Source organism: Micromonospora echinospora (assembly GCF_014203425.1).
Lineage (GTDB): Bacteria > Actinomycetota > Actinomycetes > Mycobacteriales > Micromonosporaceae > Micromonospora > Micromonospora echinospora_A.
Genome location: NZ_JACHJC010000001.1, coordinates 3,129,835 through 3,147,855, shown reverse-complemented (window position 1 = coordinate 3,147,855; position 18,021 = coordinate 3,129,835). Strand labels below are relative to the sequence as shown.

Sequence of the window (18,021 nt, the reverse complement as noted above, 5' to 3'; positions counted from 1 at the left end):
GTGCGTTCGCTCATGCCGTGCCGGCGACCGCCTGCTCGACGGTGACCAGCAGCTTCGGCGCCTCCGCCGCGGGCAGCCCGCCACCCTGGGCCAGGTCGTCGCTGCCGCCGCCCCGGCCGGAGAACGCCGCCTTCACGAGGTCCTTCGCGCTCAGGCCCCGGCCCCGGGCAGCCTGGTTGACGGCCACCACCAGGGACGCCTTGCCGTTGGCTCGGGCCGCCACCGCGACCACCGCCGGGCGGGCCGCGTCGATCCGGCCCCGGATCTCCTGGGCGAGCGTCCGCACGTCGTTCGCCGCCGCGCCCTCGGGCGCCTCGGTGCCGACGTACGCGACGCCGCGCACGTCCTTCGCCTGCGCGGCCAGGGCGCCGGCCCCGCCGAGCACGAGCTGGGCGCGCAGCTTCTCCAGCTCCTTCTCCGCGTCGCGCAGCTGCGTGACGGTCTGCTCCACCCGGTCGGCGACCTGCTCCCCCGGCACCCGGAACAGCTCCGCCAGCCGGGACACCAGCAGGTGCTCGCGGGCCAGGAAGCCGAACGCGTCCATGCCGACGAGCGCCTCGATCCGGCGTACCCCGGAGCCCACCGACGCCTCGGAGAGGATCTTCACCAGGCCGAGCTGGGCGGAGCGGGCCACGTGCGTGCCGCCGCACAGCTCCCGGGCGTAGTCGCCGACCTCGACGACCCGGACCCGCTCGCCGTACTTCTCGCCGAACAGGGCCATCGCCCCGATCCGGCGCGCCTCCTCCTGGCTGGTGACGAACGCGTGCACCTCCAGGTCGGCCAGGAGCACCTCGTTCACCTGCTGCTCCACGTCGTGCAGCACGCTCGGCGCCACACCCGTCGGGGTGTTGAAGTCGAACCGCAGCCGGCCCGGCGCGTTCAGCGAACCTGCCTGGGTGGCCGACTCACCGAGGAAGTTGCGCATCGTCTGGTGCACCAGGTGCGTCGCGGTGTGCGAGCGGGAGATCGCCCGGCGGCGGGACACGTCGATCTCGGCGTACCCGGTCTCCCCGGAGCGCACCTCGCCGCGCACCACCTTGGCCCGGTGCACGATCAGGCCGGGCACCGGCTGCTGCACGTCGAAGACCTCGACCTGGCCGCCGCCGACGGTGATGAGCCCCTGGTCGGGCTGCTGCCCGCCGCCCTCGGCGTAGAACGGGGTGGTGTCGAGCACCAGCTCGATCGTGTCGCCCTCCACCGCGGCGGAGACAGCGGCGCCGCCGGACAGCAGCGCGCGCACCCGGGACTCGCGGCTCAGCTCCGTGTAGCCGGTGAACTCCACCGGCCCGCCGCCGTCGAGCACCGACCGGTACGCCGACACGTCGGTGTGCCCGGTCTTGCGGGCCTGCGCGTCGGCCTTGGCCCGGCTGCGCTGGTCGGCCATCAGCCGGCGGAAGCCCTCCGCGTCGACCTGCAACCCCTGCTCGGCCGCGATCTCCAGGGTCAGGTCGATCGGGAAGCCGTACGTGTCGTGCAGCTGGAACGCCTTGTCACCGGAGAGCGCCGCCTTGCCCGCCGACTTGGTCTCGGCGATGGCGGTGTCCAGGATGGTGGTGCCGGCGCGCAGCGTGGCCAGGAACGCGTCCTCCTCGGCGTACGCGTACTGGGAGATCCGGCCGAAGTCCTCGGCCAGCTCCGGGTAAGACGGCGCCATGCAGTCGCGCGCCACCGGCAGCAGCTCCGGCAGCGCCCGGTCCTGGTAGCCGAGCAGCCGAACGGCCCGGATCGCGCGGCGCATGATCCGGCGCAGCACGTAGCCCCGGCCCTCGTTCGACGGGGTCACGCCGTCGCCGATGAGCATCAGCGAGGTGCGCACGTGGTCGGCGATCACCCGCAGCCGCACGTCGTCCGGGTGCGACTCGTTCGCCGCGTGACCGGAGTGCACGCCGTAGCGCTTGCCGGTCAGTTCGGCGGCCTTGTCCAGGATCGGCCGGACCTCGTCGATCTCGTAGAGGTTGTCCACGCCCTGCAGCAGCGAGGCCATCCGCTCCAGGCCCATGCCGGTGTCGATGTTCTTCGCCGGCAGGTCACCGAGGATCGGGAAGTCCTCCTTGCCGGCGCCCGGGCCGCGCTCGAACTGCATGAAGACGAGGTTCCAGAACTCCAGGTAGCGGTCCTCGTCGACCTCCGGGCCGCCCTCGCGGCCGTAGGCCGGGCCGCGGTCGTAGTACAGCTCGGAGCACGGGCCGCACGGGCCGGGGATGCCCATCGACCAGAAGTTGTCGGCCTTGCCCCGGCGCACGATCCGCTCGGCCGGCACGCCGGTGGCACGCCAGATGTCGTACGCCTCGTCGTCGTCCAGGTAGACGGTGGCCCAGATCCGCTCCGGGTCCAGGCCGAAGCCGCCCGCCTCGACCGACTTCGTGGCCAGGTCCCAGGCGAGCGGGATCGCCCCGGACTTGAAGTAGTCACCGAAGGAGAAGTTGCCGTTCATCTGGAAGAACGTGCCGTGCCGGCTGGTCTTGCCGACCTCGTCGATGTCCGGCGTACGGATGCACTTCTGCACGCTCGTCGCCCGCGCGTACGGCGGGGCCTGCTGGCCCAGGAAGTAGGGCACGAACTGCACCATGCCCGCGTTGATGAACAGCAGGTTCGGGTCGCTGATGGCGGGCAGCGGAGCGGACGGCACCACGGTGTGCCCGTTCGCCTCGAAGTGGGCGAGGAACCGCCGCTTGATCTCCGCCGTCTTCATCGCTGGTGGTCCTCCGGGAAAATCTCTCGATCGCCGATCCGCGGGTCCTCCCGCAGCTCGGCGAACTGGTCGTCGTACGCCTCGCCGCGGGCGAAGGCCTCGTGGATCTCCTGCTCACGCTCGGCCATGCCGACCCGGACGTCGTCCACGAACGCCCGCAGCGACTCGACCAGACCGCCGGCGGACTCGGACAGCCCGCTCGCGATGCCCGCCGGGGTGTACGCCTGCGCCGTCCGGGTGGCCTTGCGCACCACCAGGACGCCCACGGCCAGCCCGATGCCCAGCCAGAACAACCGCCTCATGCTCTCATCCTCCCGCGTACGCCGGTCGAGGTCAGCGGTTGCCGCGCTTGGCGGCCCGGCGCTGCTGCTTGATGGTGTCGCGCACCTCGCGCTCGGTCTCGGCGTGCCGGCGCGCGGACGCGGCCCGGCGCACGCCGTACCCGAACGCGGCCACCTTGACCAGCGGGTTCGCGGCGGCGGCCGAGACCACGGTGGCCAGGTTCGCCACGTTCGCGGTGACGTTCTGCGCGTGGCTGGTCATGGTGTCCACCTTGGCGAGCTGCAGGTTCACCCCGTCCAGCGAGGTCTGCACCTGCTCCAGCGCCACGTTGACGTTCTTCACCGTGGTGTTCACGTCACCGAGCAACGGCGCGGTGCGCTCGTTCACCTCGGTGATCATGCGGGTCGTCGCGTCCACGGTGTGCCGCAGCCGCAGGATCGGCACCGCCAGCACGAGCACCAGCATCAGGAACGCGCCGGCCGCGATCAGCGCAGCGATCTCTCCACCACTCACGCGTAAGTCCTCCTCAAGCAGTGTCCCGGGACCCGACGCCCCGGAACGCGCGACCGTACCTACCCACTTCGCGCCACGCCGACCCGGTCACCGGGCGCGGACGGGCGTGCCAGCCCCAGACCCTACCGTCCGTGATGAAAGTCGGCTCACGACGGTGAGGGAGTCGCCTCGCCCAGCGGGTCGTCGGTCAGCGTCGGGAACGGGTCCTCACCGGTGAGTGACGGATCGGTGGTCGGCGTCGGCCCGGTGCGCTCGTCGTCGATCGCGTTGCGCACCTTCACCGACACCAACGAGCCGGTGCACGTCGCCGCTGCGGGCGCGGGCGGGGCCGAGGGCGCGGGCGCGCCGTCGATCGGCGGCGGCGTGCAGGCCGGGTCGCGTACCCACAGGTCCAGCGTGAGTTCGTCGCGGCGCCAGCAGGTGTAGCTGCCCTCGACCTTCTCCTCCGGGCAGCGTTCGACGGTCCACCGCCGCCAGCCGTCCTTGGCCAGCGCCTGTTCGTAGACGGCGACCGTCTGCTCCCACCCCTGCTCCGACTCGACCGCGCGTTCGCGCAGCCGGCAGTCCTGCAGGCACCAGCGGCTGCCGCTGACGTTGTCGACGGTCTTGGTCTCGGCCCAGGCGGGCACGTCGAGCGCGTCGAGGGTGTCGAAGACCGGATCGCGGCTGAGCGCCCGCATCCCGAAGTAGAGCGGCACCGCGCCCAGCAGCACGAGACTCACCAGCGCGAGGACGCCCATCCGCAGGCGGCGCCGCTCGCGCATCTGCCGCCGCAGCTCGGACCGGGCGCCGCGCAGGCCACCGGCCTCCGCCTCGTCCACCCCGGGACCGGCGGGTCGCGGCGCCGGCATGCCGTCCGCGCCCGGCCGTGGCCCCGAAGGCTCCCCCGGGGGTACGACAGCAGCCGCCCGTGCCACCGCCGGAGCGCCGGGGGGCGGCGCCATGCCGGCCGGGTTGCCCGGTCCACTGCGGTCCGGCTCCGGTCCGGGGCCGGCCGCCCGTCCGGTGGTCCGCTCGTCCGGTCCGACCGGTCGCGCCACACCCGCCGCCGCGCGGGCGGCAGGCGCCGGTCCGGCGGCCGCGCCCCGAGGGCCGGGCGCCATCGGCGGACGGGGTGCGCCACCGGGCGGAGGCGTCTCACCGGGCCGGGCCGGGCCGGCTCCGCCAGGCGCTTGCCGGGGCGGATGCGGGCCGGGACCGCCAGGCCCCTGCCGGGGCGGATGCGGGCCGGGAACGGTACGGCCACCGTCGACGCCGGGCGGGCGGCCCGGAGCGCGGACGGCCTCGTCGGCGCGACCGCCGGGACGGCCACCGCCGGTCGGCACACCACCGGTGCGCTCGACGTCGCCCTGCGGGCCGGCGCCGGCCGGGCCGGCCGGGCCGCCACCGGGTCCCGGCGGTACGCCGGGGCGGGCGGCCCCCCGGGCCGGACCGGGGCGCCCGGGCTTCGCGGGCGGGGCGGGCATCAAAGGACCCGCCGGAGGCATGACCTGGCCGGACTGGTCGGGCCGGGCCTGCGGAGCCGGGTGTCCGGCCGCCGCGCCACGCCCGGGCGCGCCCGGTCCGGCCTGCCCGGGCCGTCGGGACGGCACACCCGGATCGGTCGGTTCGGGACGGACCGGTGGGACGGCGGCGCCGGTACGGCCGGCGGGGGCGCCGGGCCGGCCGGTCTGCTCGTCGGCCGGGCGGCGGGTCACCGGCATGGCGGGGTCGGTGTGTGGGGTGCGACCCGCCTGCCGCAGCCAGTCTGCGGGCCGCTGAGGGCGCGGATCGGCGGTGTCGTCGGGGGCCGCGCGACGCCCGGGCCGAGCCGCGTCGCCGGGGCCGGTGTCGGCCGGCCCGTCGGGTACGGCCCTGCGGCCGTCCGGCGCGGGGCGGCGGGGGCCGTTCGCCGGGCCACCGGACACGGGCGCGCCGGGCAGGTCCGGCGCGTTTCCGCTCCGCGGCACCACCGGCGGGCGGTCCGGCTCCGGGGCGGCCCGACGGCCCCCCGGTGGGGGCACGGCAGCGGACGCTGCACCCGGGCCGGCGGCGCGGTGGCCGCCGCCGGTGGGCTCCTCGTGGCGGGACCGTCGCCCGCCACCGGGGGCAGGGGTGGCCTCGGGGACGGCCCGCCCGGCCGGCCCGCCGGGGGCGACGCCCTCCGGGGCGGCGCGGCGGCCGGCGCCGGAGACGGGACGCGTGCCGGGCGGAACGTCGTCCGGCCGCGCTCGCCGGGGCACGCCGGAGACCGGCTGGACGCCGGCGGTGTCGTCGGGCCGGGCCCGGCGACCGCCAGGCGACGGGGTGACCGGCGGGGCGACGGCGGCCTGGTGCGCGCCCTCAGGCACGCCGGCGCCGTGCCGGCCGCGAGGTGTCGGCGGCCGGTGCTCGCCGTCGACGGGCGGGCGGCCCGGATCGGCAGGTACCCGGCCGTGCGCAGGCGGCCCGGCGGGCGGACCGGACGGCGGCGTGCCGCCGGTGACCGGCGGCTGCTGGCCCGTGGGGCCGTCCGGGCTCCGGCGGACGGGTGGCCCCGCCGGACGACGGGCCTCGGGCACGCCGGGCCAGGGGCCCTCGGCAGGCGGCCGCGGTGCGCCGGCCTCGGGGCCGGGGCGCACCGGCGGCGCGGCCGGGCCGGGCTGGTCGGGACCGCGCCGGGTCACCGGAGGACGCGGACCGGGCCGGCCATCGGGCATCGGGTGCGGCGCGTCAGCCGAGCGGCCGGGCGGCATCTCCGGGCCGGGCCGGGCGGCGCCCGCGTCCACACCGGGACGCCCGGCGACCGGAGGTACGTCCACGCCGGGCCGACCGCGATCGGGCGCGGCCGGTCCCCCGCGGCTCACGCCCGGAGGCGCCGCCGGGCCGGGACGACCGGAAACGGGCGGGAGCGTCGGGTCGGTGCGGCCGTCCGGCACGGGCCCGGCGGGTTGGGACCGGCCGGGGGGCGGGGGCGCGGCGGCGGGAGACGGCGCACCGGGCCGCCCGGCCGATGACGGCGCCGCCGGGCCGGGACGACCCGAAACAGGTGGCTGCGGGCCCGGGTGACCGGAGGCGGGTGGCTGCGGGCCCGGCGCCGGGGAACGCGGAGCGGGCCGCGCGGCGGGCGGCGGCATCCCCGGCCCGGCGCCCGGGCCGGGTGCGGCGCCCGGCCTGCCCGGCGCGGGCGCGGCGGACTCCCCCTGCGGTCCGAGCTCGCCGCCCTGCTCCTTGGCGGTGCGCAGGTCGTCGATCCAGCCGAGTTCCTCGCCGACGACCGTCGGGTCCAGTTCGGGCTCGGGCCGGCCGCGTCCCCACCGGCGGCCCTTGGCCCGCGGATCGCGCCGCTCGTCGGGGCCGTCCGCCGGTCGCTCCGGACCACGCGCCATCACTACTGACCCCCCTCGGCGGCGTCGCTGCCGCCCTCACTCGCCCCGCTGGCCTGCTCGCCGCCCCCCACCCGGGCCCCGTTCACGGCGGCCGGGGCGCCGGCCTCCCGGGTCGTCGGTGCCGGCAGCCCACGGACGATCCGGCGCAGCAGCGGCAGCCGGGTGGCCACCGCCCGCTCCGCGCCGTGCCCGCTGGGCTGGTAGTAGTCGGTTCCGACGAGGTCGTCCGGAGCGTACTGCTGGGTGACCACCCCCCGGTGGTCGTCGTGCGGGTAGCGGTAGCCGGCCCCGTGGCCGAGTCCGCGCGCGCCGGAGTAGTGGGCGTCGCGCAGCCCGCGCGGCACCGGGCCGCCGCGACCGGCGCGTACGTCGGCGACGGCGGCGCCGATCGCGGCGGTGGCCGAGTTCGACTTCGGCGCGGTGGCCAGGTGGATGACCGCCTGGGCCAGGTTGAGCTGTGCCTCCGGCAGGCCCACGTACTCGACCGCGTGGGCGGCGGCGGTGGCCACCGTCAGCGCGGTGGGATCGGCCATCCCGACGTCCTCGCTGGCGAAGATCACCAGCCGGCGGGCGATGAACCGGGCGTCCTCCCCGGCCACCAGCATCCGGGCCAGCCAGTGCAGTGCCGCGTCCACGTCGGAGCCGCGCATGCTCTTGATGAACGCGCTGGTCACGTCGTAGTGGGCGTCGCCGTCGCGGTCGTAGCGCACCGCCGCCACGTCGACCGCCTGCTCGGCCACGGCCAGATCGATCCGTTCGGCGCCGAGCGCGGTCGCGGTGGCCGCTGCCGCCTCCAGCGCGGTGAGCGCCTTGCGCACGTCGCCCCCGGCGAGCCGGACCAGGTGGTCCTCCGCCTCCTGCGCCAGGACCAGCGAGCCGCCGAGGCCGCGCTCGTCGGCGACCGCGCGGCGCAGCAGCCCGCGTACGTCGTCGTCGTCGAGGGCCTGGAGGGTGAGCAGCACGCAGCGCGACAGCAAGGGCGAGATGACCGAGAAGTACGGGTTCTCGGTGGTCGCCGCCAGCAGCGTGACAGTCCGGTCCTCGACGGCGGCGAGAAGCGAGTCCTGCTGGGTCTTGCTGAACCGGTGCACCTCGTCGATGAACAGCACCGTCGGCGGGCCGCCGGACCGGCGCTGCCGCCGCGCGGTCTCGATCACGGCGCGCACGTCCTTCACGCCGGCGGTCAACGCGGACATCGCCACGAACCGCCGGTCGGTGGCCCGGGCCACGAGGTGGGCGATGGTGGTCTTGCCGCTGCCCGGCGGACCCCAGAGGATCACCGACATCGGCGCCGAGCCCTCGACCAGCTGACGCAGCGGCGCGCCCGGCGCGAGCAGGTGCTCCTGCCCGACCAGTTCGTCGATGCCGGCCGGCCGCATCCGCACCGGCAGGGGCGAGTCCGCCCGGGCGTCGGTGAAGCCGTCGGCGCCGCCCGTGCCCGCGGGTGCGCCGGCCGGCTCGCCGAGGGTGAAGAGGGCGTCCGATTCCATCACGAGAACAGTACCGGGCCGGGCCGACGGCGCCGGAATCGCGCCGCCGCCCCGACCCGGGTGGTCTTTTCCGGTCAGCCGCGACCCGGCCGCCGACCCCGGTACCAGCGGCCGCCACCGCCGCCGCGCGGGCCGGAGCCGACGCCGGCCAGGTAGAGCGAGAGCAGCAGGAATCCGATGAGCATGAGCGTCGTGGTGCTGAACAGATCGGGCGCGCCGAGGTCGGTGTTCATGAAGTCGAGCAGCAGCGCGAAGCCGAACACGATGGCCGCGAGAATGGCGAGCATGTCGTTCCTCCGGTGGGGGTTCCCAGCAGGTCGGCGACGGATGTACCCAATCGGTCTGTTCGTCAATCTCCACCGTGGAACACGTCCCAGCAGCCGGGCCGCCGACGCGGATCGGGCGCGTCGGCGCTCGTAGGCTGGCGGCATGATCATTGTCGACGAGGCGCTGATCGGGCGGGAGGCGTTGCTCGCCGCGGCCGGCCACCACCCGTTCGCCCGGCACGCGCTCCGGCGCGACGAGGCCGTGCGGGGGTGGCGGCGTGGCGGCGCGGTCGGATGGCTGCTTCCACCGGGCGAGTGGTCGGCCGGCGGGGCGGTCGGTGCCCCCGGCCCGGCGCTCGGCGTCTTCGCCGCCCAGCGGGCGGACGGGACGTTGTCGGCCGGACAGTCGATCAACCTGTCCCACGCCGATCCGGACGAGGTGTCCGCGCGGCTGCCGGTGGCCCGGCTGACCGAGTGGGACTTCCTCTGGACCACCGGCCCGCCGCCGCGCCAGCCGGAGCAGGAGCGGGTGGTACGCCTGACCGGGGCCGACCTTCCCGCGCTGGCCGCGCTGATCGAGGAGGCGTTCCCGAGCACCACCTCCCGGCCGGGCGACCCGGGGATCGTCGACTGGTACGGCATCCGCGACGGTGACCGTCTGCTCGCCTGCGGCGCGGATCGCAGCCGCGGCGACATCGGATTCCTGGCCGGGTTGACAGTCGCCCCCGGGCTTCGCGGCCGAGGGCTGGGCGCGGCGCTGACCGCCGGAATGACGGGCGCCCTGTTCGCCCGGTACGACACGGTGGCGCTCGGCGTCTACCCGGACAACGTGGGCGCGCTGCGGCTCTACCGGCGGCTCGGCTTCACCGCCACCGAACGCCGCACCTCGATCAAGCTGGCCTGACCGCGTCGGCACACCCGCCGGCCAAGGCTTCGACCGGACGGACGCCGCACGCCGCACGCCGCACGCCGCACGCCGCACGCCGCACGCCGCACGAGATCTTGGTACGAAACGGCCCCTACCGGGGCGCCCGCTCACCAAGATCTCCCCGCGTCCCACGTCGCGGACTCCGCCTCCCAGAAAGGAACGCGCCCGCCGTAGCGGGCGCGTCGAAGCGGTGGGTGGAACGTCATGGGTGTCAAACGGGAGCCGAGACGCCCATGTCGTTCCACCCACGGCGGGCGGTGACCCGCACGGCGGACGACGCCAGCCTCCGGGGGAAGCCGGGACGACCCAACCGCCGCTGGACGACGCCCGCAGGAATCATTCGCGGCCGGGTGACGCCGGCACGACCGGCTCGCCCCGGCCGGCAGCCCGGGCCGCGCCGACGACCGTGGCACGGTCGGCCGGGTCGAGGGGCGGCTCGGACGCCAGGCCGGCGTGGCCGGGTCCGCCGCCCGTCACCTCCGGTGCCACCTCGGCCTCGGCGGAGGTACGGCGGGCCGCGCGCCAGGCCGGCAGGTAGAGCGGCGCGGCCACGGCGAGCACCACCCCGCCGACGATCATGGCGACGCCGACGCTCGTGGCGTCGGCCAGCGCGGTGAGCGTGACCGCGCCGAGCGCGCCGGCCGGCTGGCCGGCCATCGAGTTGAGCGACAGCACGCTCGTCCGGTACGGGCCGTCGACCTGCCGGTGCAGCAGTCCCATGTGCAGCGGGTTCGACGCGCCGTGCACGGTGTAGCAGGCCAGGTACGCGATGAGGATGCCGACCGGACCAGCCAGCAGGCCCATGCCGACCACCGTCACGCCCTGGAGGATCCGCATCAGCGCGGCGGCCGGGGCGGCGCCGAGGCGGCGCAGCAGGAACGGGGTGAGCGCGGCGCCGGCGGCGTTGGCGAGCCAGGCCGCCGTGCCGGCGGGGCCGAGCAGCGCCGCGGCGCGGTCCGGGTCACCGAGCACCTCGGCGAGGCGTACCGGGAGCAGCGACTCGAAGGTGACCATGCCGAAGCCCCAGAACAGCTCGACGGCGACCAGGGCCAGCAGTACCCGGTTGCGGCGCAGCAGCCCGACGGCCTGCCCGACCATGCGGGGCGCGTCGACGACCGAGGCGCGCAGCGCGGCCGGGCCGGACGCGGGCCGCCGCTCGGCCATCAGCGCCAGCAGGGCCACGATGGAGACCGCTTGGAGCACGGCGGCGACGATCACCGGCAGGGCCAGCGCGCTGACCGGGCCGAGCGGGCCGAGCGCGACCAGGCCGCCGCTGAGCAGCGCGCCGGCACCGATGGCGACGCCGACCACGGTGCCCGCCCAGCCGAGGCCGCGCTCGTACTCGGCTTTCGGGTCGGCGGCGAGCGTGGCGTCGACGTACCAGGATTCCAGCGGGCCGCTGTCGAGCGCCCGGTAGACGCCCTGCAACGCCCAGACCAGGAAGAACATCCAGAACGAGTCGGCCACCGCCATGAGCGCCAGCGAGCCGAGGCCGATGACCCAGGCGGTGACCAGCACCGGCTTGCGGCCGAGCGCGTCGGCGAAGCCGCCGGTGGGCAACTCCAGCGCCAGCACGACGAGGCCCTGCGCGGTGGCGACCAGGCCGATCTGGGACAGCGTGAGCCCGCGCTCCTGCATCAGCAGGATCATCACCGGCATGAGCAGGCCGCTTGGTAACCAGCGCAGGCCGTACAGCGTGAGGTAGCGGATCCGGATCTGGCGTACGGACAGCGCGGTCACGGCTTCTCCTCGGCAGGCGGCGGGGTGGACCGCGGGTAGGCGGCGTCCATCGGGAGGGCGGCGAGGTAGAGCTGCACCGTCTCGGCGTCGGGGTCGTCGGGGTCGGTGGCGTCGCGGTGCCGCTCGAAGACCGCGAAGACCTCCTCCTGGATCGCCTTGAGGCGGTCGACCGGAATCCGCATGAAGAAGTCGCCCATGCCGAACGCGTCGCGCCAGGCCGGCGACCACTGGTGCCGCTGGGCGAACCAGCGTTCGGCGTGCCCGGCGAAGAAGCGGACGTAGTCCGCCTCGATCCACTCGATGGCCGCCCGCGCGTCGGGGTCGTCGTCGAAGTCGCTGGATTCCCAGTTGGTGACGTCGTGCGCGGCCCGCCAGTAGCGCTGGCGGCCGGTGCCGAGGCTCGGGTCCTCCACCACGAGGCCCACCTCGGCGAGTTGGCGCAGGTGGTAACTGGTCGCGCCGCTGTTGGTGCCGAGCGCCTCGGCGAGGGCGGTGGCGGTGGCCGGGCCGCCCACGCGCAGCGCCCCGACCAGCCGCATGCGCAGCGGTTGGGCCAGGGCACGAACCTGGCGGTGGTCGATGTGTACGGTGCGCTCCGTCTTCTCCTCCATGGGATGCACAATATCTGTGCACACTTTCCGTGCACAAGATGCTTGCAAAGAAACTGTGCAACTAGCCGTACAGCTCGGTGATCCCTCGCAGGCGGGTCCGCAGCAGCCCGGCGGCACGGGCGGAGTCCAGCACCACCTCACCCGGGCGGTGCAGCCCGGCGGCGGCGATCGTGGTCGTCCGCAGCCCGCCCGCGTCGACGCCGTCGTGCCGGGCCACCAGCAGCCCGAGCTCGGCCCGGCTCACCGCGTCCGGCCCGGCCACGTTGAGCAGCCCGGCGTAGTCCCCCGGCACCAGCTCCAGCACCGCGGCGGCGAGGTCGGCGACGTGCACCGGGCAGCGCAGCTCGTCGGTGAACAACGTGGCCCGCCCGGCCAGCGCGTCCCGGCAGAGCTGGATCTGCTTGCTGCCCTCCCCCACGATCAGCGAGGTACGCACCACCGCCGCGCCCGGGTCCACCGCCCGCACGGCCGTCTCCGCCGCCGCCTTCGCCGCCCCGTACGGGTGCAGCGGCGTGGGCACGTCCTCGTCCGCGTACGCCTTCGGCCGCCCGGCGTGCAGCGCGTCGCTGGACAGGTGCACCAGCCGGGCGCCCACCTCGGCGGCGGCTACCGCGATGTGGGCCGCCCCGTCCGCCGTGACCGCCCAGTCGTCGTACCGGTAGGGGGTGGCGACGACCGCGTCGGGGCGTACCCGGGTCAGCAGCTCACGCACGGCGGCGCGGTCGGTCACGTCGAGCCGGTGCGGCGCGACGCCGGGAGCCGTGACGGCGTTCGAGTGGTACGTGCCGGTCACCCGGTGCCCGGCGGCGACCGCCTGCCGGCACACCTCGGCGCCGAGGAAGCCGCTGGCTCCCACCACGAGCAGGTGCATCTGTCCCCCTGATATCGAAAAGGCCCGCGTCATCATGACGCGGGCCTTTCGACAGGGCTGGATCAGGTGGGGTCGGCCACCGGGGCGGCCGGGCCCGCCGTACCGGCGTGCGGACCGGCCGGGGCCTTCGGCTTGGCGTCGATGCCGGCCTCGGCGCGCTGCTGCCCGGTGATCGGGGTGGGCGCGCCGGTCAGCGGGTCGAAGCCGCCCCGGGTCTTCGGGAACGCGATCACCTCGCGGATCGAGTCGGCGCCGGCCAGCAGCATGCAGACCCGGTCCCAGCCGAACGCGATGCCGCCGTGCGGCGGGGCGCCGTACTTGAACGCCTCCAGCAGGAAGCCGAACTTGTCCTGCGCCTCGTCGGCGGTGATGCCGAGCAGGTCGAACACCCGCTGCTGCACGTCGCCGCGGTGGATACGGATCGAGCCGCCGCCGATCTCGTTGCCGTTGCAGACGATGTCGTACGCGTACGCCAGCGCCCGGTCCGGAGCGGACTCGAACCGGTCCACCCACTCGGCGTTCGGCGAGGTGAACGGGTGGTGCACGGCGGTCCAGCCGCCCGCTCCGCCGTTCTCCTGGTCGGAGGTCGGCTCGAACATCGGCGCGTCCACGACCCAGCAGAACGCCCAGGCGCTCTCGTCGATCAGGTTCGACCGCTTGGCGATCTCGATGCGGGCCGCGCCGAGCAGCTCCTGCGCCTCGCGGGTGTTGGTGCTGGCGGCGAAGAAGATCGCGTCGCCGGGCTTCGCGCCGACCGCGTCGGCCAGGCCGGACAGGTGCGCCTCGGACAGGTTCTTCGCCACCGGGCCGCGCGCCTCGCCGGTCTCGGCGTCCAGCACCACGTACGCCAGGCCCCGCGCGCCACGCGCCTTGGCCCAGTCCTGCCAGCCGTCCAGCTCCTTGCGGGTCTGCGCCGCGCCACCGGGCATGACCACGGCGCCGACGTAGCCACCCGCGTCGATCGCGCCGGCGAACACCCGGAAGTCGGTGCCACGCAGGTACTCGGTCAGCTCGGTCAGCTCCACGCCGTAGCGCAGGTCCGGCTTGTCCGAGCCGTACCGGGACATGGCGTCGTGCCAGGTGATGCGCGGGATCGGCCGGGTGATCTCGTAGCCGGCGAGGTCCTTCCACAGCGCCGAGACGATCGCCTCGCCGAGGTCGATCACGTCGTCCTCGGTGACGAACGACATCTCGATGTCGAGCTGGGTGAACTCCGGCTGCCGGTCGGCGCGGAAGTCCTCGTCGCGGTAGCAGCGGGCGATCTGGTAGTACCGCTCCATGCCGCCGACCATGAGCAGCTGCTTGAACAGCTGCGGCGACTGCGGCAGCGCGTACCAGCTACCCGGCTGCAGGCGCACCGGCACCAGGAAGTCGCGCGCGCCCTCCGGGGTGGAGCGGGTCAGCGTCGGCGTCTCGATCTCCAGGAAGTCCCGCTCGTGCAGCACGCCGCGGGCGATCTGGTTGGCCCGCGAGCGCAGCCGCATGGCCTTGGCCGGGCCGCCCCGGCGCAGGTCCAGGTAGCGGTACTTGAGCCGGATGTCGTCGCCGGCCTCGATCTGGTCGTCCACCGGCAGCGGCAGCGGCGCGGCCTCGGAGAGCACCTCCAGCGCGGACGCGGTCACCTCGATCTCGCCGGTCGGCAGGTCCGGGTTCTCGTTGCCCTCGGGGCGGCGGGTCACCTCGCCGGTGACCTTGACGCAGAACTCGTTGCGCAGCGCGTGCGCGTCCTCCTCGCGGAAGACCACCTGCACGACGCCGGAGGCGTCGCGCAGATCGACGAAGATGACACCGCCGTGGTCGCGCCGGCGGGCCACCCACCCGGCGAGCGTCACCGTCGAGCCGGCGTCCGCGGCGCGCAGGCTTCCGGCATTGTGGGTACGGATCACGGCTGGCGTCTCCTCAATCTGGTCCACGACTGCTTTCCGCATTCTGTCAGGGCGGGCGGGCCCGCTCCCCGGCACCCGTCGAGCCCGGCCCGTCCCGGGGACGCGGCGAAAGCGCGTCGAGGGCCGGGTCCGGCGGTTTACCGTGGCCGGGTGCGTGCCGTACCCAGCTGGGCCGTGGCCACCGCGGCCGCCGCGCCCGCACTGCTGGTGGCGGGCTGGACGGTCGCGGGCGCCCGCCAGGGGCCGGAATACGACCCGGTGCGGGACACGATCAGCGAGCTGGCCGGCGAGGGCGCTACCGATCCGTGGTTGATGGGCGGCGCGCTGGTGCTGCTCGGCTGCTGCTACGCCGCCACCGCCGCCGCGCTGCACGCCGCCGGGCTGCCGAGCCGCTTCTTGCTCGTGCTCGGCGGGCTGGCCACCGTCGCGCTCATCGCGTTCCCCCGCCCGCAGGTGGGTGGCTCCCCGGCGCACGGCGTGATCGCCACAGTGGCGGTGCTCGCGTTGTCGCTCTGGCCGGCCGGGTCGGCGCTGCGCCTGCCCCGGAGAGTGCCGCGTGCGGTGGCCGCCTCCCCGGCGGGCCGGCCGCCGTGGGCGTTCCGCCGGCCGGTGGCGCTGGCCGTCACCGCGGTGCTGCTGGCGTTGTTCGGCTGGTCGGTGGTGGAGGTGACGGGCGGCTCCCGGACCGGGCTGGCCGAGCGGGTGGCAGCGCTCGCCGTGACGCTCTGGCCGCTGGCGGCGGTGCTGTCCGCGCGGCGGGCCCACCGGCACTGGACGGCCCGGCCGACCCGGCCGCCGCGCCCGGACGCGCCGCCGGTCAGTCCGGGCCGCCGGGAGGCGGGCGCCTGATCGGGTACGCGGAACGGGCCGCCGGTCACCCGGCGGCCCGTTCACTGCGGTGCGCGGATCAGAAGACGCTCACGCCGTAACGGCTGAGGGCTTCGGTGACGGGCTGGAAGTAGGTGGTGCCACCGGTGCGGCAGTTGCCGCTACCACCGGAGGTGAGGCCCAGCGCGGTGGTGCCGGCGAACAGCGAGCCGCCGCTGTCGCCCGGCTCGGCGCAGACGTTGGTGCGGATGAGGCCGGAGACGCTGCCCTCGGCGTAGTTCACGGTCGCGTTCAGCGCGCTGACGCTGCCGCTGCGCAGGCCGGTGGTGCTGCCGGAACGGCGGACGGACTGGCCGACGTAGGCGTTGCCGGCCGAGGTGATGTCCTGGAAGCTGCCGTTGTACAGCGACACGTTGCCGGCCGCGTTGGCCGAGTTGTTGTGCCGGACGATGCCGTAGTCGTTGCCCGGGAAGCTGGTGCCGGTCCGGGTGCCGAGCAGGCTGGTCTGCCCGGAGTTGCTGTACCAGCTCGACGAGATGTTCGTGCAGTGGCCCGCGGTGAGGAAGTAGTAGGTCGAGCCGCTGCGGACGTTGAACCCGAGCGAGCAGCGGCCACCGCCGCCGGCGTAGATCGCCTGGCCGCCGGAGATCCGGGTGCTCAGCACGCCGGCCTCGGCCTCGATGCGGATCGCGCCGTTGTGACGGGCGGCGGCGGCCTTGACCCGCTCCAGCTTGGCACCGGTGACGGTGCTGTCGACGGAGACGACGACCTGGTTCGTGGCCGGGTCGGTCCACCAGGCGGTGCCGGGGATCTTGGCGGAGCGCTCCAGCTCGCCGGTGGCGGCGTTGAGCTTGTCCGCGCCGCGCGCCACGATCTTCGGGATAGCGCCGGCGGCGCGTACCTGGCGGGCGGTGGCGGTGTCGGTCACCGTGACGATCATCGCGCCGCTGGCGTCGGCGTACGTGCCGGCCGCGCGGGCGCCGAGCTTCTCGACGAGGGTGGCGGCGGCGTCCGGCGAGAGGGCCGCGGGGGCGGCCTGCGCGGGGGCGCTGAGCAGCGAGCCGGTGACCAGGGTGCCGGCGACGGCGACTGCGGCGGCGCGGCGGAGCGTGGACCTCGTGGGTCGCATGTAACAACCTCCGAATGGGGGTGAACGGGCGCTGTCATGGGGGCGCGCCCGAGGGCAACCCGGGCGACCTGGGGAAACCGCCCGAGTGCCCAAAGTATTCACACATTTAAGATCGTAAGCAAGACATGGCTTTGCCCTAATTCGCACCCGCGCTCGATGTAACGCCTGAGCAACAACATCGACTCAAGGTGTCAGAGCCGGGGATCGACCCGCGTCGACAGCGGCACGCTGCGCTGCGAGGGCACCGTGCTCCAGCGGGGCCGCCGTACCGCCCTGGCCGAGGCCCGCCTGACAGACCCGGCAGGCCGCCTGGTAGCCCACGCCACCTCAACCTGCCTGATCTTCCCCCTCCCCTGACCCGCCCCACCCTCCCCCATCCCCGGCGATCTTGCAGTTACGGCCCCCGCAAACGCCGTGAAACGGGCGCCGTGGGGGCCGTAAGTGCAAGATCGCGCGGGAGAGGGGCGGGGTCAGGCCTGGGTGGTGGCGGCTACTCGGGCGGCGCGGGCGGCGCGGCGCTCCTCGAAGCGGGACGCCTGGGTCTCCAGGGTGTCAATGTGGGCGGCGATCTGGTCGCGGGCGGCCTCGCCGTCGGCGTTCAGACCGGTCACCTCGAACAGGTTCCACTGGCGCAGCACCGGCATCACCACGTCGTCGCGGTGCTGGCGCAGGTCGTAGATGCCGGCCAGCGCGATTGCCACCGACTTGCGGGCGAAGCCGTCGATGCCCACGCCCGGCATCTGGAAGTTGGCCAGCACGTCGGCGACCGCGCGCATGGCCTGCGACGGCGCCAGCTCGAACGCCGCGCCGAGCAGGTTGCGGTAGAAGACCATGTGCAGGTTCTCGTCCGCTGCGACCCGGGCCAGCAGCGCCTCGCACGTCGGATCGCCGGTGGCCCGGCCGGTGTTGCGGTGCGAGATGCGGGTGGCCAGCTCCTGGAACGACACGTACGCCAGCGAATGCAGCATCTCCTGGTCGTGCACGTTCTGGTAGCCCGCCGACATGTGCACCATGCGGGCCCGCTCCAGCGCCACCGGGTCCACCGCCCGGGTCACCGTGAGGTAGTCGCGGATCGCCGTGCCGTGCCGCCCCTCCTCGGCGGTCCACCGGTGCACCCAGGTGCCCCACGCGCCGTCACGCCCGAACAGGGTGGCGATCTCGTGGTGGTACGAGGGCAGGTTGTCCTCGGTGAGCAGGTTGACGATCAGCGCCGTCCGGGCCACCTCGGGCAGCGTCGAGTCCTCCGGCGACCAGGCCTCGCCGCCCAGCGGCCCGTCGAAGGTGCGGCCCTCGCTCCACGGCACGTACTCGTGCGGGAACCACTCCTTGGCCAGCGACAGGTGGCGGTCGAGGTTCTTCTCGACCACCGGCTCGAGTTCGGTGAGCAGAGCGGTCTGGCTGAGCACGGTCACGACGTTCTCCCTACGGTGGCGTAACT

14 protein-coding genes and 1 pseudogene are annotated in these 18,021 nt (G+C 75.0%); 3 read left to right on the top strand and 12 right to left on the bottom strand.

What is annotated here, in order from left to right; genetic code table 11:
• Positions 1–10: 10 nt before the first annotated feature.
• From alaS to FHU28_RS14840, 6 genes are all read right to left on the bottom strand, one after another.
• A complete protein-coding gene (alaS, locus tag FHU28_RS14865; protein WP_184684592.1) occupies positions 11–2,692 on the bottom strand; it encodes an alanine--tRNA ligase in 2,682 nt (893 codons plus the stop codon).
• Positions 2,689–2,994, bottom strand: coding sequence for a hypothetical protein (locus tag FHU28_RS14860; RefSeq protein WP_073827670.1), 306 nt, complete (start codon positions 2,992–2,994; stop codon positions 2,689–2,691). The genes alaS and FHU28_RS14860 overlap by 4 nt, the downstream gene beginning before the upstream one ends.
• A gap of 31 nt (positions 2,995–3,025) precedes the next feature.
• The gene (locus FHU28_RS14855) at positions 3,026–3,487 is read right to left on the bottom strand and encodes a DUF948 domain-containing protein (protein ID WP_104115776.1); all 462 of its coding nucleotides are present in this window, start codon (positions 3,485–3,487) and stop codon (positions 3,026–3,028) included.
• A gap of 146 nt (positions 3,488–3,633) precedes the next feature.
• Positions 3,634–4,338, bottom strand: coding sequence for a hypothetical protein (locus FHU28_RS14850; RefSeq protein ID WP_260413452.1), 705 nt, complete (start codon positions 4,336–4,338; stop codon positions 3,634–3,636).
• Between the two features lie 2,498 nt (positions 4,339–6,836).
• On the bottom strand, positions 6,837–8,324 hold the full coding sequence (locus FHU28_RS14845) for a replication-associated recombination protein A (RefSeq protein ID WP_184684590.1): 1,488 nt from the start codon (positions 8,322–8,324) through the stop codon (positions 6,837–6,839).
• A 74-nt stretch (positions 8,325–8,398) separates the two neighbouring features.
• A complete protein-coding gene (locus FHU28_RS14840) occupies positions 8,399–8,611 on the bottom strand; it encodes a hypothetical protein (RefSeq protein ID WP_013285485.1) in 213 nt (70 codons plus the stop codon).
• Positions 8,612–8,753: 142 nt separating this feature from the next.
• On the opposite strand from FHU28_RS14840, the gene FHU28_RS14835 reads away from it, so the two are divergent.
• A complete protein-coding gene (locus tag FHU28_RS14835; RefSeq protein ID WP_184684588.1) occupies positions 8,754–9,494 on the top strand; it encodes a GNAT family N-acetyltransferase in 741 nt (246 codons plus the stop codon).
• Positions 9,495–9,854: 360 nt separating this feature from the next.
• On the opposite strand, the gene FHU28_RS14830 is transcribed toward FHU28_RS14835, so the two are convergent.
• The 4 genes from FHU28_RS14830 to aspS all read right to left on the bottom strand — a co-directional run bounded on the left by FHU28_RS14830 (position 9,855) and on the right by aspS (position 14,626).
• A complete protein-coding gene (locus FHU28_RS14830; protein ID WP_311773591.1) occupies positions 9,855–11,258 on the bottom strand; it encodes an MFS transporter in 1,404 nt (467 codons plus the stop codon).
• Positions 11,255–11,869 carry a winged helix-turn-helix domain-containing protein gene (locus FHU28_RS14825; RefSeq protein WP_184684585.1) on the bottom strand — a complete coding sequence of 205 codons (615 nt, stop codon included), beginning with the start codon at positions 11,867–11,869 and terminating at the stop codon, positions 11,255–11,257. Before FHU28_RS14825 ends, FHU28_RS14830 begins: the two co-directional genes overlap by 4 nt.
• A gap of 61 nt (positions 11,870–11,930) precedes the next feature.
• The gene (locus FHU28_RS14820) at positions 11,931–12,740 is read right to left on the bottom strand and encodes an SDR family oxidoreductase (RefSeq protein ID WP_184684583.1); all 810 of its coding nucleotides are present in this window, start codon (positions 12,738–12,740) and stop codon (positions 11,931–11,933) included.
• Positions 12,741–12,802: 62 nt separating this feature from the next.
• On the bottom strand, positions 12,803–14,626 hold the full coding sequence (gene aspS, locus FHU28_RS14815; RefSeq protein WP_184689542.1) for an aspartate--tRNA ligase: 1,824 nt from the start codon (positions 14,624–14,626) through the stop codon (positions 12,803–12,805).
• 150 nt (positions 14,627–14,776) lie between these two features.
• Between aspS and FHU28_RS14810 the strand changes: the two genes are divergently transcribed.
• On the top strand, positions 14,777–15,475 hold the full coding sequence (locus FHU28_RS14810; RefSeq protein ID WP_184684581.1) for a DUF998 domain-containing protein: 699 nt from the start codon (positions 14,777–14,779) through the stop codon (positions 15,473–15,475).
• 58 nt (positions 15,476–15,533) lie between these two features.
• Here the strand turns inward: FHU28_RS14810 and FHU28_RS14805 are convergent, their stop codons facing one another.
• Positions 15,534–16,583, bottom strand: coding sequence for a S1 family peptidase (locus FHU28_RS14805; RefSeq protein WP_073827663.1), 1,050 nt, complete (start codon positions 16,581–16,583; stop codon positions 15,534–15,536).
• Positions 16,584–16,796: 213 nt separating this feature from the next.
• Between FHU28_RS14805 and FHU28_RS32670 the strand changes: the two are divergent.
• A pseudogene (locus FHU28_RS32670) lies at positions 16,797–16,940 on the top strand (PaaI family thioesterase); the annotation flags it as partial.
• Positions 16,941–17,053: 113 nt separating this feature from the next.
• On the opposite strand, the gene FHU28_RS14800 reads toward FHU28_RS32670, so the two are convergent.
• Positions 17,054–17,995 (bottom strand): acyl-ACP desaturase, encoded by a 942-nt coding sequence (locus tag FHU28_RS14800; protein ID WP_184684579.1) that lies wholly within the window; start codon positions 17,993–17,995, stop codon positions 17,054–17,056.
• Positions 17,996–18,021: the final 26 nt, after the last annotated feature.

Bases quoted from the DNA above. Each gene is read 5' to 3' on its own strand.
- FHU28_RS14840 (WP_013285485.1), bottom strand. From the start codon at position 8,611: ATGCTCGCCATTCTCGCGGCCATCGTGTTCGGCTTCGCGCTGCTGCTC.
- FHU28_RS14860 (WP_073827670.1), bottom strand. From the start codon at position 2,994: ATGAGGCGGTTGTTCTGGCTGGGCATCGGGCTGGCCGTGGGCGTCCTG.
- FHU28_RS14850 (WP_260413452.1), bottom strand. From the start codon at position 4,338: ATGCCGGCGCCGCGACCCGCCGGTCCCGGGGTGGACGAGGCGGAGGCC.
- FHU28_RS14825 (WP_184684585.1), bottom strand. From the start codon at position 11,869: ATGGAGGAGAAGACGGAGCGCACCGTACACATCGACCACCGCCAGGTT.
- FHU28_RS14805 (WP_073827663.1), bottom strand. From the start codon at position 16,583: ATGCGACCCACGAGGTCCACGCTCCGCCGCGCCGCCGCAGTCGCCGTC.
- alaS (WP_184684592.1), bottom strand. From the start codon at position 2,692: ATGAAGACGGCGGAGATCAAGCGGCGGTTCCTCGCCCACTTCGAGGCG.
- FHU28_RS14835 (WP_184684588.1), top strand. From the start codon at position 8,754: ATGATCATTGTCGACGAGGCGCTGATCGGGCGGGAGGCGTTGCTCGCC.
- FHU28_RS14820 (WP_184684583.1), bottom strand. From the start codon at position 12,740: ATGCACCTGCTCGTGGTGGGAGCCAGCGGCTTCCTCGGCGCCGAGGTG.
- FHU28_RS14845 (WP_184684590.1), bottom strand. From the start codon at position 8,324: ATGGAATCGGACGCCCTCTTCACCCTCGGCGAGCCGGCCGGCGCACCC.